Raw genomic sequence first — 15,576 nt, forward strand, 5'->3', positions numbered from 1 at the left:
CGCGCGGAGACGAACTCGACAGGGCAGCTGATCGGCAGTCTCGTCACGGGCAGGCTGCCCGCCGTTTCCGATGGTGGAAAGGCGTGGCCGCAGTACTGGTTGTCGTCGTTGGCGCCGTGGCGGGCCTCGCTGGTCTGAGGTGGGCGCTGTTCGAGTGGATCGACTGGGGGATGACCCCGCATACCTACGAGTCAGCTGAGGACGCGACAAGTTTGGCCGAGGGAATCGGCCTGGTCCTGGTCAACGGTGACGATGTCGTCTACGGCGAGGTGTTCAGCGCGTTCCCCGACTCCAGCGCCTATCTGGTCATTGCCACACCGTCTGCTGATCGGCTGGCCCAGTTACTCGACCGGTCAGGATTCCCCCCACCCACGCCGATCACCCGGGACTATTTCGATATCAGAACCCAGGACCGCCACGGGCCGGCGCCGAGCTCGACACTGGTCAGGTCAACGCGATGGCAGTCCACTAACTACCTCACTGCCACCTGGGATCCAGTACGAGATCCCCGAACGATCTACCTCAACGCCACCCAAACCTGATCCGCCGCAACCGAGGTCGCAGATGTACCACCGAGCTCGCGATCCTGTTCACTGACCGCTCGAGCGCACTGTAGGCCGATCTTCTGTAGGGAGTCGCTGGTGAGCAACGGACTCCCGCACGCGATCCGGTGGATGCTTCCAGCCGTTGGCCGCGTTCAGCTCGGCGACGGCCGCCGGTGTGGCGGTGGGTTCGAAACGGAGGTACCACGAGCTACTACCCACAAAGCCCGGCGGAGACTCGACGCCCGCGACAAACGTGGACCCTTCCGGCACGGCGATTCGTAACTCCGACAGTGTAGATCGCGCTCGGTCCTCGTCGATATCACGCGGGCCCAGGTCGTTGCTCACGAAGTCGCCGCAGCCAGAGAGCACGAACACCGCCACTCGTCCACGGTAGCGGCCACGATGCGGTCGCTACTGAAAGCACGTCGCTCGCGACCCCAGGCGCGCGTGGTCACACTACCCATGCAGTATCGCTTGCGAGCGATATTGCTTTCGAGTAATATCTGCGGTGTGTTGATCGATTGGTCGAGCGAGTTCGACGACTTCCTGACCCGGCTGGAGGAGTCGGCCGCGGCGGGCAACGCCGCGGATCGGCTGCGGCTGGATCTGCTGCTGGCCGAGTTGCAGGTGCTCGCTGACCTCGAGCAGGCGCCGTCGGCGGAGTCGGCGACGCTCAAGCGGGTGCGGCAGTCGAAACGGTATGTGGTGTGGCGGGTGTCGCACCCGTACCGCGAGGGCGTGGCGATGCGGCTCATCGTGTGGTTCCCCGACGACGAGCATGTGGTGGTGGCCCTGTTTTCCGGGGACAAGGCCCGCATGGGAGATGTGTTCTACGACAGCGTCGGACCACGCGCCGATGTCGCGATCGAGGCGTGGAAACGGCAAACCGAGACGGAGAGAGGCGAGATTTGATGAGTGAGGAGAAGCGGGCCACGTTCCGGCGCGGCAACGAGCGGATCGCGGAACTGTTGGCAGACCCCGATACCGCGGCGCGGGTCGAGACGATCCGCGCCGAGATGGCCCAGGCCGACCGAGCGCACGCGATGGGACTGGCCGCTATCCGACAAGCTGCGCAGCTGACCCAGACCGAGCTGGCCCAGCGCATGGGCATCAAACAGGCCGCCGTGTCGGGGCTGGAGGCACGCGAGGACCTACTGCTATCGACACTGGCCAACTACCTGGCCGCAGCCGGCGCCACCGACGTCACCATCACCGCGCGGCTCGGTGACCGCACCGTCGAGGTCGCGCTACCCGAACGGTTCGGAGCTGGGTTGTGAGTATGTTGCAGCACCGGCGTGTCGTACCAACATGCTGCAATGGCGTCCAGCCGGTGTTAGGCGTTGATCGGAGTAAAGATGAAGCATGTTGACGCGTTCGACAGTTTCCTTAGGAACACCGTTAACTTATCGAAAGGTCGACTCGGTCTCCTGGAGGCTCGCGTCGATGCTGTCTACGCCGCCTTGACTGCCGACGATGATCTCGGACGCCTGATCAACAGGAAAGTCCCCCAGGGCTCCTGGCCGCAAAAGACCATCATCAACCCGCAGAACGGCAAAGCGTTCGATGGTGATTTTATGGTCGAGATGGAGGAGAACCCTGAGTGGGGAACTGATCTGAAGAGGTACGGTGACGCTGTCTACCGGGTGCTGCACAACACCTCGCCATATAGCACCATGCCGCACGGGCGAAAGTGTCGTTGCGTCTACCTTGAATACGCCGAGAACGCGATGCACATAGATATCGTGCCGTCTGTGCGTCGCTCGGACGGAACTCAATGGATTATTAACCGCGACAACAATACTTGGGAGCGCACGGACCCCGAGGCGTTCACGGCGTGGATGCAGGGTCAAGACGAGATCGCCAACAAGCATCTGCGCGAGGTTATCAGGGTCATGAAGTACTTGCGCGATCACCGAAACTCATTCACCGGGACGCGTTCGATCCTGCTCACCACATTGCTAGGGGAACGGGTAGAGGGGTGGCGCACGATCACTGACCCTGGCTACTACGCCGATCTGCCAACTGCACTGCTGAACATTGTGTCGGACCTCGACGACTGGCTGCAGTTCCGACCAAGCCGGCCACCGATCATGGACCCGGCACAGACTGGCACCTCCTTCGACCATCGATGGTCGAACGCCACCTACGAGTACTTTCGCGACCGTATCCACGCCCACGCCGCGCAGATCCGGGACGCCTACCACGAAACTGATCGTGACGAGAGCCTGCGGAAGTGGCAAGCGCTGTTCGGCACCCGCTTTCGACTTCCTGCTGGGGAGGAGTCCCCGGCCCGGTATGCGCCGGTGACGACCGGATCTGAGGGAGGCGCGACACCGAGTGTGAGTCACTCGGGACGAGCGGGATGACTCGCAGTCCGCGCAGCGCGTGGCAACGCACGGTGCTGTCGGACCTGGCTGCCATTGCCCACGCATTCCCGGACGAAGTGGTAGTCGTCGGACGGCCCCGATCGGTTGCCGACGGGGGACTGCAGGTCAAGGTGCGACTACGTACCGCTGAGATCGCGGCCGCAGAGGGTGGAGTTCGGCTGCGCACGTATGAAGAGTTCGTGATGACAGTCGGCCTGTCGAGTCTGGTGCCGCCGTCCGTTGATGTGGAGCACAGCCGGTTTTTGCATCACGCTCATGTGCTCTGTGGATACCGGCTGTGCCTATATCTCGATCCTGCACGAGAGTGGGACCCTGCCCAAGGGATCGGTGGGCTTCTCGATCGCCTGGTCGGATGGTTGCGCGATGCGGCCGGCGCGCGGTTCGATGCAAGGACTGCGCTCTACCATGCGGTCGGGGGTGTCCTCCATGTCGGCGCAGAGGTGCCGACGATCGTTGTCCGACAGTCGGTGTCGTCGAGCAGGCGCGCCTCACATGCGTGGCTTGTTCGCCGGGCATCCCGACGTTACGACCTAACGCTGACTCGCCCTCTAGACCAGACCGCGGCAGATCATCTCCCCCTGATCACCTTCGATACCGACCTGCCCTATGGGGCCGGCGACACCTTGGCGCAGCTGCTCTACGTCATGGATCACCCCTACCTCCCGAATCTGGCCACTCCCTTGATCAGGCCTGGCCGGGCGAAAGGCACCGATCAGGCCCGGATGTTCTTGACGGCGGTGGCCGCAAGCGCGCTGCGCAAACCGCAGGGCAGCCCGCAGGGGTTCGTTGCTGCTGTCCCGCATCCGGCTGGTGGGCCTGTGCACTTGCTTGCGGCACGGATCAGCGCCTCGGTCACCGATCAATTGCGATCGCTTGCTGCGGCATCGAGAAAGAAGAGTGCGATGATCGACATTCAGGCCAGTGACCTGGACACAGATGCAGCCGTGGAGTGGTGGCGGATCTCTGACGAGCGTGCCGAGGTCACCACTCGCAGGGACGCGCAACGCCCGGTAACCGGCTTCGCCGGCAAGACAGTACTGATCTGGGGATGTGGTGGATTGGGCTCGTGGATCGCGGAGTATGTGATGCGTGCCGGTCCGGCAACACTGCTGCTCTGCGACCCGGCGACGATCTCGGGGGGCCTGTTGGTCCGGCAGAACTACGTTGAGGACGACATCGGCGAGACGAAGGCCCGGGCCCTTATCCGACGGCTGCGCTCCGTCAATGAGGCACCCGAGGTCGAGGAATACCCTGCGAACGGTTCCGGCGCAAGGGAACTGAATGCTATCGATGTGATCATCGACGCCACCATCAGCATCGGTGTTGGTCGGGGACTCGACGATTTGTGCAAGGGTTCTCACCGTCCGACCGTCGCGTCGGTGGCTACCGATCTCCAAACCGGGACTCTCGGAGTGATGACGGTCTCGATGCCCCCCTCACCGATGGGTCCGCTGTCGATCGATCGGATCGCCGGCCAGCACGTACTTGTAGACAGTTCTCGTGAGGCGTTCCATGGACTCTGGGCGGCGCCTCGGGGGTCAGCAGACGAACTCATCCCCACCCGCGGATGTTCAGTCCCCACCTTTCACGGATCAGCCGCTGACCTGGCCGGAGTCGCAGCGAGCCTCACGAGCATCCTGGGTGCCCACCTGAAGTCCCCAACCGCGATGTCGGGAACCCATCTGATCTCCCTGCCTCATGGCGAAGCCGGGCCACTCCGCGACTACGTGCCGGCGGGCTGACCCCCCGCGCAGAAGCCCCACCCGTTTGCTAACTGAGAGCTGTGCACGGGCGTACCGCTCATGTGTCATTGATGGAGATCGCGCGCACGTAGGCCGCAGCGGTCCGCTCGTAGATGTCGACTGCGGGGTGCGCCTCGCGCATGATCGCGCGCCCCAGTTCGATGGCCACCGATACCGGCGCCGACGCGACGAGGTGCCATCGCCGGGCGGCGGGGAACCGGCTCTCGGTCTGGGCGAGCAGTTCCCGCCAGCGCGCCGCGAGCTTGGCTAGCGTCTGTTCATTGGTGATTAGCACCGGGCTGGGTGGAACCTGGGCCGGCTTCAGGGTGACCACCGGGGCAGCGGATAGATGATCGGGTAGCCGGTCGACCGTGATCTCACTGGTGACTTCGCATAACAGCACGACGTCACTCGGGTCCCGGTCTGTATCCGGTACGGCGATGGCGAAATCGACGACGCGTGCATCGTCGCTCCATGACCACCCCACCGTGTGGTCGCGCTGTTTCTGATAGATCCGTGTCGGTGTCTTGTCATCGAGGAGCCAACCGAGATAGACCAACAGCGGGATAGGGGCGATGGCGAAGACAGAGATATGTGCGACATCGCCGCTGTCAACGGCCTGGCGCACTTGCTCGACTGTGTCGTCAATGGACTGCTCGCCGCTTGGCCAGAATCCTTTGCCGCCCGCGTTGCCCGAGATTCGGCACGTAAAGTCACCGCTTCGTCGTGTCTCGACGAGGCCGAGGTAGTTTGCGCGGAACAGTGTTTCGGCCACTTCGTGCGGTGAGGCGAGGGCAAATGAACCGTGGATGTTCGCGCCCACACGCAGGGCCGCTGTGCGAGTGAGACCACCATCGCTGGTAGCCATTTCGATGCGCCGTTCGAAAGACATCTTGATCTCGCGCAGCTTGTCTGGTGGGAAGAACTCGATGTGCTCGGGGTGGTCGATGATGCGGTGGCAGTCATGGCAGAGTAGGAGCAGATTCTCCTCAGCTTCGGTGTCTGGGTGGTAGTTTGATCGCGCCGAGCGGGGCGACCCACTACTACTGGTAGCCCCGATATTGTGCGCGAGTTCCGCGAGTAGCACCGAATGTAGGTAGGTTCTCGTATCGCCGAGTAGTCGTCTGTTGCAGATGGTGCATCTGCCGGCAGCCCTGGCCCACAAGGCGTTGCGAACGCTGTCTTTGATGTCGCCGCGCCTGACGAGCGTGTCTCGACCGTCGCCTCGTGCCATGACTGCCACCTTCTGCTGTCGCAATTATCTGACCGATCACATTACGGGGCAGCGAAGGTGTACAGCGTCGCTCTCAACTAGGAGGCGGCCCCACCCGCACATCAGGCGCAAACATGGGTTCCACCCTTTCGTGTGCCCCGTCCGACGCTTCATCGGCTGCCAGTGCCGTCACGAGCTTGCCGTCTTCTCCTGCCCGGGCAGGCACCTCGGAGCGATCGCCGCAGCTGCCGACCTCGTCGATCACGCCGGTAGACGGCGGGATTGGAGCTGATCAGACCGTCAAGACAGAGGACGCCACCGCCCGTATCAGGGTAATCGACTCCCCTGAACTGATTGATCAGCCATCGTTTGAGTCACGCACCATTGTTTTCCCGGTGGTGGTCGAGATGGAGTCAGGCTCGCTGAGCGTGGCCCCGACCAGGTGGAGGCTTATCACGTTGTCTGGGCAGCGAATTGAGGGAAGTTCGGCGGTGTCACTGTCCACAGCGCTGGGCGATAGCGAGGTGGATCGCCGCGCCGAAGGTCTGTTGCCGTTCACGGCTACCAGCACAGAGTTCGCCGATGACGTGTCGATCTCGCGAATCGAGTTCTACGCCAGGCATTAATCTGACTACACCGACAGCGCAATGGGACGCAGCCGAACCTATCGCCATCTCATCGCTCCCTCGCCGCTCCCGTTAGTAGACGGACGCCCTCAACGATCTGACGGCGGCCAAAGGTCGCAATCAGACGTCACTGAGCCTGTCTGCTGTGTCGAACGCGGTGTCCATCAGCGTCAGGACGGCTGCTGCGGCGGAGATGATCGTCGTCGGCTGTCCTGAAATGGTCTGTGGCGCCTGTCCGTTGGCGTCAGCAGGTCCGATTGTGGTCTTGGCCCCTTGGTATGCCCAGGGTCGGCCGTGCGCGTAACCGCTGAGGTGCTGCCACATCGAGAGGAGTTCCGCATCTGGTCCTAGGCCGTTGGTGAACGGTGCGGGGTCCAGGAAGTTGCCGGCCGCTTTGACCATCAGGGTGTCGGTGACGTCGGCGCCGATGCTCTTGAGCTTAGTAGGAGTTTTGCCGGTCGCCGACTTGTACTCAGCCAGAAGCCATGACGCCCGTCTATTGAGCTCCTGTGTCTCGTCGTCGAACTTGCGCACTTCCTCCGGCGACGTGAACTTCGGCTCGACGGTGCGGCGGTAGTCCTCGTACGAGGCGTAGTCCTTGGCGATGACTTCGAGAATCCGGACCCGGCGCGTCGCCTGGTTGCTATCGAGGGACCACAGTGCGGTCGCAGTTGTCGTTATGGCTGTACGAGCTAGGGTCGCGAACGCGAACGGGTTGGTCACTGGCTGCCTGCTACCGGCTTCGCCGATCAACCGGAGGTGGTCGATGGCGCTACCGAGGAACTGCCACACGTACTCCTCGAAAGTGCGCTTAACGGGGTTGAGATAGGCGTTGTCCGCCGCGATTTCGGAGCCCGGCTGCACGGTGATGCTCTGCAACCGGACACGGCGGGTGTACGCCATCTCGGCCAAGTGGGTGTAGTTTTCGCGGTCGACATCGTTCACGGCCGTTGATGATACGGACCTCGAGAGACCTTGCTACTCAGCGTCGAGTCTGAAGCGCCGGTGCGAGTTTCGTGATGGATTCGAGAAGGGATGGGGGTTGGTGGTTTCGGTGTCGGCCGGGTCTCGAGGTGTTTGTGCCACCCCGCGTGCAGATCGGAGGTCGCGAAGCAGAGAGGAGCTATACCGTTCTGGCGGCCAGGACGGCGGCCAACACCTGGACGATCACCGTGGCGCCGACCAGCCTGGCCGCTGGCAGCGACACCGATATGGCTGAACTGTCTCGCGGCCGCGAAATCGTGTCGCTGTCCCGAGATGGTTTGGCGAGACGACACCCAGATCACCAGCTTCGACCCTTTGCTGCGCACGGCCTACACCCGCGACCCGAACGCCGGCGACTGGCCATCGCTCATGTTGACCGCCGGCCTCCATGCGCGTGGGTCGGCTACGGTTCCATGATCCCGGCCAAGTCCGCAATGCGATGACCCACCCGGTCCAGTAGCAGCGCCTCGGCTATGCGTGGACGGATCACGGTCGCCGCGTCGTCGTCGGCGGCCGCGCCCCGGCACACGATTTCCCGCACTCCCTCGATGGTTGCGTCGCCGCCGCCCGTTCCGGACAGAGCCGTGGCGGCCATGTCCAGGACGTTCTGCCAGTCGGCCTCCAGATCTTCGGACCTGGTGTGGCCGTATGCTCTGCACACGGCGTCCACGGCATCGGTCATGAAGGATGTCGAGATCGTCGGCTTCTTGGTCGCCCGCTTTGCTCGATCACCGCTGACTGCGTACTGGTCAATCCGCCGTTGCGCGTGCACCCCGAGGGCGTCTGGCGCCTGAGCCAGCAGGATTAGAAGGGTGCGTGCGGCACCGGCAAACGAGGTGCGCAGCCGACGATCCAGCTCGTCCCACACCACCTCGCTCAGCGTCGCGTCGTCGGGCATCAAGCTGACCAGGGCATCACTGAGATCTTCTATGTGTTTGCCGCTGGGGCCGTCGACCAGGCGCAACGCCGACCGCGCGAAGTCCCGCTGCCACCGGGGTGTATTCGCCGCGAAGCCATCGAGCAGAGCGTTGACTGCCGCGAGCGCGCCGGGCTGGACGAGGCGGTTCACGGCCGTCTGCTGATCGATCGAGTTGAGGCGGTTGAGCACCATATCGCGTTGGTAGGGGCGTTCGTGGAACACAAGACCGGCCGCGAGTAGCCAGGTATGCCGCCAGTGTGCCGACGGAATTAGGGCTTCGAGGATGTCCGACGGATCGGATGACTGCATGAGGCGCTTAGCAGCGAAGAACTCTGTGAGCGTGCGGACCTCGAAGGCCACGCCCTCCCCACGAGGAACGATCAGCACGAGCCTGGTCGTGGCCAGTTCATCGATTTGGGTCGCCATACGGTGAGCTTCCTCGCCGGTGTAACCGTCACTGTCGATGACTCGGGTTGTGATGTCCGACAGGAGTTCCTTCGCGAGAATCGATTCGGCGTCGCCGGACTGCTCGGCCTGTACGTGGATGGTAAGGGCGCACTGCTGGTGGATGCGGTCGAGTTGGTGCTGGTATCGCTCAAACAGGAGGTCGGCTGTGGGGTGTTTGTTGCGTTCGCGCGCGTAGATCGTCTCGTAGTACGCGTTGAACAATGCGAACCGGCTATGCGGTGCGCGAGTTCGTTGCTCCAGGAGGAGCGCGACGATGGTCACCTGCAGTGGGGTGGTCATCAGGCGCGCGGTCTCAGGTTCGTCGGCCGCCCGGCGGACCCTCGTCATCACCTTGTCCTGACGGTCCTCGTCGGCTGGGAATCTGGTCTGTAGGAGGCGAGATGCGTAGTCGAGGGCCTCGCCTCGGGTCAGGCGGGACAGGTGGGCAAGCTCGAACCCAGAACTGCCGTCGAAGGTGTAGCCCGTCGGCCGCGTGGTGCATACGATCAGCGCGTCGACGCGCTGGGCGGCCAGTTCGGCGCGGAAGTCGTCGATAAGCTCATTGGTCAGATGTCGATCGTTGGCGGCGGCGACCTCATCGAGGCCGTCGAGGACGACCAGGATCGGCCACCGCGCGAACAAGAGTTTGGCGTCGGTGATGTTCAATGGATCGGACTGCCGGCGGTTGATCACATTTGTAATGTGCTGCAGCATAGTCAGGGTGCGGTCGGCGCTGAGTGCGTCGGCGAACTCGCTCAGCACTACCCGCACTGGAAAGCGATGCAGTCTCGGCGTGGGAAGGCCGTGAGCGGTGAATGCTTCCCAGACCCTGTGGGCGGTCTCCGCATCTTGCTGGGTTAGAACCGGGTTCCGGCCCTGCAGGAGTGCGGCGCGGTAGATCTGGCATAGCGTGCGCGAGAGTGTGGTCTTTCCGGTGCCTGGGCCGCCGAGAACGATGATCTGGGCGTTGCTGGTGAGACCGAATTCCGGATCGCGTACGTGGTCGGCGTCCGAGATAATCCGGTGCAGCACCATGTCCCGCTCTGAGGTGCTGCCGCTCGGGCCGAACTGCGCGGGAAGATCGACCGCTACCTGCTCCAGCCTTAGCCGCTGCGAGGACTGGTCGCCGGACTCGCCCAGCTCGACCATCAGGTCGGCTTTCAGCGTCTGCACCAAGTGCGTCACTAGGGTCTGGGAAATTCGCGCGTCCTGCTCAGCGACATGATCGAACAACCGGGACAGGACATCGCCGGGCATGATGAGGTCGGCGAACCGATGCCGGACCGCCGGGTAGTTGTCCAAGAGTGCGGTCAACTGGTCGGGATGCCAAGCGGCCCAACCTTTCAGGCCGGGAAGCCCAACCTTCTGAGGTGGCTTCCCGTGGTCGGTGAGGTCCCGGTACTCCATCATCAGCCGTTCGAAGCGATCGGCGCCGCCGTTCTGGTTCGCTGGAGTTAGTACGACATTGGTCGCGAACACGAGGTACTCCGGAGGCGGCACTCGCCGTGTCTTCCGACCCCGGCCCACCCAAGCGTCGAGCTCTTTCGTCGCCTCGGAAAAGAACCAACTCTGGTCCGCTCCTGTGGACGTGATGCGACTCTTGAACTTCGCCTGGATCACGCCATAGCCGTCCCAATCTCCGCCGCCGAGCACGTGGCACTCCCCAACGAAAGTGGCTTCGCGGCCACCATCGCGCCCGTCGCCGAAGATCCGAACCTGACCCCCGACGCTCGCGAGGGCAAGAGCCTGCACCAACTGCTCGAAGCCATCCGGGCCGAGCCTCGAGAAGTCGTAGGTCATGACCGACAAGCCTAGTTCGGTCTTAGAGTTCGTCACTGAGCGTGCACTGCGCAGCCGGGGACCGCGTACCTTCGACGCATCGGGCGGTGCGTAGCGCCGATCCCGACCTCGAGGAGGCCATGGAGATCCAGGACCTGCGGAGGGAGAAGCCCTGGGCTGTGGCCCGCGTGGTGCACTGCGGCTGGTTAGGATGGGTGGCATGGCTGTGGACGTGCGTTATGAGACGCGTGACCCTGTCGTCGTGTATGACCGGATGCGCGAGGCGGGTAATCAGCTGATCGCTCGGTATGCGATGACGAGTGCTCTGAGGCCGTTGTCAGCGGAGAATGTGGCGGCGATCCGCGCGATTCGCGCTGAGATGATGGCGGTGCCTGCTGGCGATATCGACGCTCAGCGGTTGCTGACGCAGTCGTTCAAGGAACGCGCCGCCCTTGCTTGATCCGATGAGTTCCGTCTTGCCCGAGGATGTGGTGGACGGGATTTTCGAGAACGCGGTGTGCCCGGTGTTGTTCGGGGAATCCGCTTCATCGGAGGATCCCATTGTGATCATGGTCGGCGGCCAACCGGGTGCGGGGAAAAGCCGGGTGGGTGCGGCGGCTCGTCAGCGCAGCGGGCAGGACTTGGTGGAGATCATCGGGGACGATCTACGGCCGTTCCATCCTGGCTATCGTCTTGTGCAGCGTTATGCACCGTTGCGGATGCCGGGGGTGACAGCGCAGGCCTCTGGGGCTTGGGTTCGGCGCGCGATCGAGTATGCGGTGCGTGAGCGGGTGAGTGTGCTGGTGGAGGGCACGTTCCGATCCCCGGAGGTTGCTGCGGGTACCGCGGTGATGTTTCGAGACGCGGGGTTTCGGGTGGAAGTGCACGCTGTGGCGGTGGTCCCGGAGGTGAGTCGCCTGTCGATCGCCGACCGCTACGTCAGTGATGCCGCGGCGGGGTTGCCGGCACGATTCACCGACGTGGATGCCCACGACCAGGCGTTCGCGTCGTTACGCAAAACCATCGTCAGGCTACACCGGGAGGAAGCGTTCGACCGTTTCGTGGTGTGGGATCGCGTAGGAGTTCTCTACGACAGTGACACCGCACCGCGACCAGGGCTAGCGCGGGTGCGGGAAGTGTGTGACCGCGAATGGCTCAAACGCCAGATGGGGATCGCTGACTTTCATGAGTGGCGTAGGCGGGCGGACAGTGTTGAGGCATACCTGCGCGCGCATCACGGGAGTGACGAGCAGGTGGCGGCGTTGCTGACCCAACTTGACCTCGACGGGGAATACCTAGATTTGCTGACGACAGCGCCGGCGGGAGTGCGGGTCGTGCGCGGCCGGCGTGGTGGGGGTGGCGATATCACTCGCCCCTATTACGCCCGTCGATGAGGGCACCTCGCGCAACTGCGTCGACCTACTTTGGAACAACCTCATCGACCGCGGCCGGCGAGTGCGACCTGTGCGTTTGGGATGGTCTGCGATCCGGGGGCGGTGCTTCGTCTCAGCCGCTACGTCGGCGGTCGTTGAGGGGCGGTCCCTCGACGAGCCAGGCCATGTCCTCGGTACTCCATAGATGGTCGAGGGGTTGCACGGCATCGAGAGTTCTCGGTGCGCTGAATTGCCACAGGTGCGCACAGGTGTTGTACCGGGCCTCGGTGAGGAGATCGGCATAAGGGTGGGGAGAGGCGGCGGGGGCGCCGAACCCGAACACTCGTTCAGAGCCCAGGCATCGGTAGGCGGCGGCTCGGCCGTGGACCATTCGGTCGTAACCGTTGCGTTCGTTCTCGCCACGATGCTCTGCGATCGCCCGAGTGACGACGCCCATGACGCTCTCTTCGTAAGGGACGTAGAGGGTCGGCATCGGGAGGTCGCGCCACAGGCCCCACATCCACCAAACAACCTTGGGTCGAGCCTTAACGGCAGCGAGGACACCGCGAGCGACGGCTTCGTGACCGTGGTGCCCGTCGTGGGGGTGTGGGCTGACGACGATGTCGGCGCGAAGCTCGTCGATGAGCGCGGCGACTGCTGTGTGCACTGCGGCGACACCGGCATCGAGGTCCTCGTCGCCGCCGATGGTCGCTGGCGGGTCGAGGATCACGTTGTCGAACCCGGCAATCTGTGTCGCGCCAAGTAGTTCATTGTGTCGGCGCACCCTGTCGTCAGGGCGTCCGAGAGAGCATGCCAGGTTGACCACGCGGTGTCCACGGCGCTGCATCGCGATGAGCGTGGCCCCCGCCCCGATGATCTCGTCGTCGGGGTGAGGGCTCACGGTCAGGACGGTGATCACCAGGCGCCCTCGTCGTCATCGTCATGGGACTCGTTGTTGTCCCACTTCTCGTCGGTTACCGGTGGCATCACAGGTCGGGAATCCGGCTCGCCCATATCGACAGCCATCAGCTGGGTCCAGGGACCGGCTTCTCCCATGCGCTCGGCGATGATGCGACCCCGTGTCTCGTCGCGGGAGAGGAGCAGCGCTGGTACGGGCCGGTATGCCTTCGACTTGGGGTGCGCAACGGTCTGGCACCAGTACCGGAGTTCGTCGAGACCGATTTCCTCGCCACCGAGCAGGAAAATGTGCCCACCGAGTGCTGCGGTGTGGACGATCCCGGTGACGTCGTGCACGGTCTGGGGCTTGGGGAACACGACCGTCTCGAGGTGTCCTGCGGCATAGGCGAACAGCGCAGGCGCACCGCCGCCGGTGAACACTGTGAGCGAGGGGTCGGTGATGACTCTGGACCCTGAGCGCGTGGCCGGCAAGTTCCAACCCCGCACAATCGTGTCGAGCAACACCGCGGCTGGGCCTTCGCGGTGATGACCCTGTGCTGCGACAACAGCGACGGAACCCAGGCGTACCTGGTCGGCGCGAACGCCGAACTCGGAGAGCCGCACGATCGGGCCGTCGCGGTGGGCCACGAACGTGCTTCCCGGATGCTGGCCGATGAGATGGGTTCCGGAGGTCTTGGTGGTGACGGTAGCCAACAACGTGTCGTGGGCGATGTCGGCGACGATCTCGCCCGCTCGGAGGTAGATGCTGGCGTTGATCGACGCGCCCTCGCCGGAAACCTGGCGCGGCAGAGTGCCGTCGATCGCGTCGAGAACTATGTACATCTGGCCGATGGGGAGCTGACGCCATATCGCGTATGCAGTGTCGGGAGCTTCTTCTCCGATCACCACGATCCCGCCGACGTCCTGAAAGACGTCCTGGTATGCGTCCACCAGCATGTAGTGCACGAGACGGTCGTCCTCTGTCTGCTCGAGGCCGGCGTCGGCGACTCGGTCGTTGCCCGCCGCGAGCAGCGATCTCAACGCCTCGGCAGACTCGTCGGCCGGCAGATCCCTGTGTGGGTACTTCTCCCATTCCTCCTGGTCGGCGAGGAATTCGGTTGTGCGGGGGTATGCGCTGCGGCGGTTGATGTAGTCAATTGTCTCGGTGTGGATGGAGACAATCCTGCGAAGCCGCGGGGCAACGGAGGCGCCGTCGTTTTCGCGGCCTTCAGGGTCGGGGTAGAACAAGTCGGCCATCAGGAGGTCCTTTCCCAGGTGGTCGAGCAACCCACCGCCCGGTTGCGGCGGGTTGAGGCAACAGTACACCGACTTAACAAGTGTGGAAAGTCTGCGTCAGGACACTGACCTGTTGTAACGACCGGCAGTCAATCGTGTCACTTGTGGGGTTCTGACTGCGTTGAGAATGTGTAAAGGCGGTATGTTCTAGGTGTGAGAGACAGCGAAATGCTGGTACGGTCACGTCGTTCGCGCGGACCCTAGCGGATCGCGGCGAGCTTCCATACCAGATGCAGAGGACGTTCGGAACCTAGGAATTCGGCGTCGTCTACCCGCAAGGCTCGATCGGGCGAATCGAGCACTAAGGCCACGTGAGAGGGGCTGATGTAGTGAGCAACAACGTTAAGGGCGCAGGTCACAGGCGTACTCAGCAGGTCACAGTCAAGCTGGGAGAAGGGCAGGCTGAGACGTTGGAAGTCCTGGCGTTGCTGGCGAAGCGAGGAACTTCGCAAGCTGATCTCATCCGTGAGGCGATCTCGAAATATCACTCGATGCGGCAGTCGTCGCCGACTCTCGCCAAGGAGATTGAAGCCGCTCACCGTCGGTTGGACGCCCTTGTGGCTCCATTGACCGGCGGCCCAGCTGACGAAGTAGCCAGCGAGGACCGAGTCACTCTGGGCGACCCTGTCACGTTGAAGATCGACGCGTCGGACTATGTCAAGGTCGAGGCTCTTGCCGTGCTTGATGGAGTGAAGCTTGCTGATGTCGTGCGCACCGCGGTCGCCTGGTACACCGACCTACGTAAGAGTGAGAACTCTGTCATCGCGACGATGATCAATGAGGTGTCGGAGGCGCGCGCCAAAGTACTTGCCGGCCTGTCCTGACATCTAAGAATCCGCACGATCTCCAGCCCCTGTCGGCCTGTTTTCGGCCGAGGGGGCTGGAGCGTTTTTGTGAGCAGATCGGTACACGACCTCTCCGGTTTCGGCTTGGCCCAGCGATGGGGCGTCTTTTCCCCTGGTATTTGACCAACGGGTGGCGCGCCGGCCTTTTTGGTTGCATGAGCAATGAACGGTCGCGTCAGGCGTAGATTCCCGTAGGGAATCGGTTGTGTGGCAATGGGTTTTAATTATGTTGTGCGGTAGTATGTTTCATATGGAGTCAGAGAGCGTCCGCAGGGCGGTCGGTTGGTGTGGGTGCAGGGTCGGCCGCAGGCCGACACGGCGGCGTCCCGGCCCGTTGCCCGACGGGAGTCGTGATAGAGTTGGAGACATGAAACACGTTGCACCACAACCACAATCCAGCCAATCGGCCGTAGGCCGATGTGGGAGTGGGACACCGAAACGCACGCCACCACGGCGCCGCTTGCGGCGCCCCTTCGGGCGCGCTTGCGCGCCCGAACCCCCGACGGGGCGCTTGCGCCCCGTT

The 15,576-nt window shown here is 63.4% G+C and carries 14 protein-coding genes; 9 read left to right on the forward strand and 5 right to left on the reverse strand.

Annotated features, from left to right (window positions below):
• Positions 1-83 precede the first annotated feature (83 nt).
• The 5 genes from AB4Z55_RS27335 (at position 84) to AB4Z55_RS27355 (ending at position 4,674) form a co-directional block, all read left to right on the forward strand.
• Positions 84-542 (forward strand): hypothetical protein, encoded by a 459-nt coding sequence (locus AB4Z55_RS27335; RefSeq protein WP_075863437.1) that lies wholly within the window; start codon positions 84-86, stop codon positions 540-542.
• A gap of 465 nt (positions 543-1,007) precedes the next feature.
• Entirely contained in the window at positions 1,008-1,457 is a 450-nt protein-coding gene (locus AB4Z55_RS27340) for a hypothetical protein (protein ID WP_369521179.1), read from the forward strand.
• On the forward strand, positions 1,457-1,822 hold the full coding sequence (locus AB4Z55_RS27345; RefSeq protein ID WP_369521180.1) for an XRE family transcriptional regulator: 366 nt from the start codon (positions 1,457-1,459) through the stop codon (positions 1,820-1,822). Before AB4Z55_RS27340 ends, AB4Z55_RS27345 begins: the two co-directional genes overlap by 1 nt.
• A 78-nt stretch (positions 1,823-1,900) precedes the next feature.
• A complete protein-coding gene (locus AB4Z55_RS27350) occupies positions 1,901-2,911 on the forward strand; it encodes a cyclic GMP-AMP synthase DncV-like nucleotidyltransferase (RefSeq protein WP_369521181.1) in 1,011 nt (336 codons plus the stop codon).
• Complete coding sequence (locus AB4Z55_RS27355; protein WP_369521182.1) at positions 2,908-4,674, forward strand: ThiF family adenylyltransferase; 1,767 nt, start codon at positions 2,908-2,910, stop codon at positions 4,672-4,674. The genes AB4Z55_RS27350 and AB4Z55_RS27355 overlap by 4 nt, the downstream gene beginning before the upstream one ends.
• A gap of 58 nt (positions 4,675-4,732) precedes the next feature.
• Here the strand turns inward: AB4Z55_RS27355 and AB4Z55_RS27360 are convergent, their stop codons facing one another.
• On the reverse strand, positions 4,733-5,908 hold the full coding sequence (locus AB4Z55_RS27360) for an SAVED domain-containing protein (protein WP_369521183.1): 1,176 nt from the start codon (positions 5,906-5,908) through the stop codon (positions 4,733-4,735).
• 113 nt (positions 5,909-6,021) lie between these two features.
• On the opposite strand from AB4Z55_RS27360, the gene AB4Z55_RS27365 reads away from it, so the two are divergent.
• Positions 6,022-6,513: a hypothetical protein gene (locus AB4Z55_RS27365; RefSeq protein ID WP_369521184.1), complete on the forward strand. Its 492-nt coding sequence runs from the start codon at positions 6,022-6,024 to the stop codon at positions 6,511-6,513.
• Positions 6,514-6,633: 120 nt separating this feature from the next.
• Here the strand turns inward: AB4Z55_RS27365 and AB4Z55_RS27370 are convergent, their stop codons facing one another.
• Together AB4Z55_RS27370 and AB4Z55_RS27375 are read right to left on the reverse strand one after the other, a co-directional pair.
• Positions 6,634-7,458 carry a hypothetical protein gene (locus AB4Z55_RS27370; protein ID WP_369521185.1) on the reverse strand — a complete coding sequence of 275 codons (825 nt, stop codon included), beginning with the start codon at positions 7,456-7,458 and terminating at the stop codon, positions 6,634-6,636.
• 442 nt (positions 7,459-7,900) lie between these two features.
• Positions 7,901-10,663 carry an NACHT domain-containing NTPase gene (locus tag AB4Z55_RS27375; protein WP_369521186.1) on the reverse strand — a complete coding sequence of 921 codons (2,763 nt, stop codon included), beginning with the start codon at positions 10,661-10,663 and terminating at the stop codon, positions 7,901-7,903.
• Positions 10,664-10,862: 199 nt separating this feature from the next.
• On the opposite strand from AB4Z55_RS27375, the gene AB4Z55_RS27380 reads away from it, so the two are divergent.
• Entirely contained in the window at positions 10,863-11,102 is a 240-nt protein-coding gene (locus AB4Z55_RS27380; protein WP_369521187.1) for a hypothetical protein, read from the forward strand.
• A complete protein-coding gene (locus AB4Z55_RS27385) occupies positions 11,095-12,036 on the forward strand; it encodes a zeta toxin family protein (RefSeq protein WP_369521188.1) in 942 nt (313 codons plus the stop codon). The genes AB4Z55_RS27380 and AB4Z55_RS27385 overlap by 8 nt, the downstream gene beginning before the upstream one ends.
• Before the next feature lie 112 nt (positions 12,037-12,148).
• Here the strand turns inward: AB4Z55_RS27385 and AB4Z55_RS27390 are convergent, their stop codons facing one another.
• Both AB4Z55_RS27390 and AB4Z55_RS27395 read right to left on the reverse strand, forming a co-directional pair.
• Positions 12,149-12,916, reverse strand: a complete 768-nt coding sequence (locus tag AB4Z55_RS27390) for a PIG-L deacetylase family protein (RefSeq protein WP_369521189.1) — start codon at positions 12,914-12,916, stop codon at positions 12,149-12,151.
• A 14-nt stretch (positions 12,917-12,930) separates the two neighbouring features.
• Positions 12,931-14,169 carry a hypothetical protein gene (locus AB4Z55_RS27395; RefSeq protein ID WP_369521190.1) on the reverse strand — a complete coding sequence of 413 codons (1,239 nt, stop codon included), beginning with the start codon at positions 14,167-14,169 and terminating at the stop codon, positions 12,931-12,933.
• Between the two features lie 368 nt (positions 14,170-14,537).
• On the opposite strand from AB4Z55_RS27395, the gene AB4Z55_RS27400 reads away from it, so the two are divergent.
• Positions 14,538-15,032 (forward strand): ribbon-helix-helix protein, CopG family, encoded by a 495-nt coding sequence (locus AB4Z55_RS27400; protein WP_369521191.1) that lies wholly within the window; start codon positions 14,538-14,540, stop codon positions 15,030-15,032.
• The last annotated feature ends 544 nt before the right edge of the window (positions 15,033-15,576 follow it).

It is taken from the genome of Gordonia sp. ABKF26, from assembly GCF_041103195.1.
Taxonomy (GTDB): Bacteria; Actinomycetota; Actinomycetes; order Mycobacteriales; family Mycobacteriaceae; genus Gordonia; species Gordonia terrae.

Coding starts and splice junctions, on each gene's coding strand:
- AB4Z55_RS27340 (WP_369521179.1), top strand. CDS start 1,008: ATGCAGTATCGCTTGCGAGCGATATTGCTTTCGAGTAATATCTGCGGT.
- AB4Z55_RS27355 (WP_369521182.1), top strand. CDS start 2,908: ATGACTCGCAGTCCGCGCAGCGCGTGGCAACGCACGGTGCTGTCGGAC.
- AB4Z55_RS27395 (WP_369521190.1), bottom strand. CDS start 14,169: ATGGCCGACTTGTTCTACCCCGACCCTGAAGGCCGCGAAAACGACGGC.
- AB4Z55_RS27350 (WP_369521181.1), top strand. CDS start 1,901: ATGAAGCATGTTGACGCGTTCGACAGTTTCCTTAGGAACACCGTTAAC.
- AB4Z55_RS27380 (WP_369521187.1), top strand. CDS start 10,863: ATGGCTGTGGACGTGCGTTATGAGACGCGTGACCCTGTCGTCGTGTAT.
- AB4Z55_RS27365 (WP_369521184.1), top strand. CDS start 6,022: ATGGGTTCCACCCTTTCGTGTGCCCCGTCCGACGCTTCATCGGCTGCC.
- AB4Z55_RS27375 (WP_369521186.1), bottom strand. CDS start 10,663: ATGACCTACGACTTCTCGAGGCTCGGCCCGGATGGCTTCGAGCAGTTG.
- AB4Z55_RS27360 (WP_369521183.1), bottom strand. CDS start 5,908: ATGGCACGAGGCGACGGTCGAGACACGCTCGTCAGGCGCGGCGACATC.
- AB4Z55_RS27345 (WP_369521180.1), top strand. CDS start 1,457: ATGAGTGAGGAGAAGCGGGCCACGTTCCGGCGCGGCAACGAGCGGATC.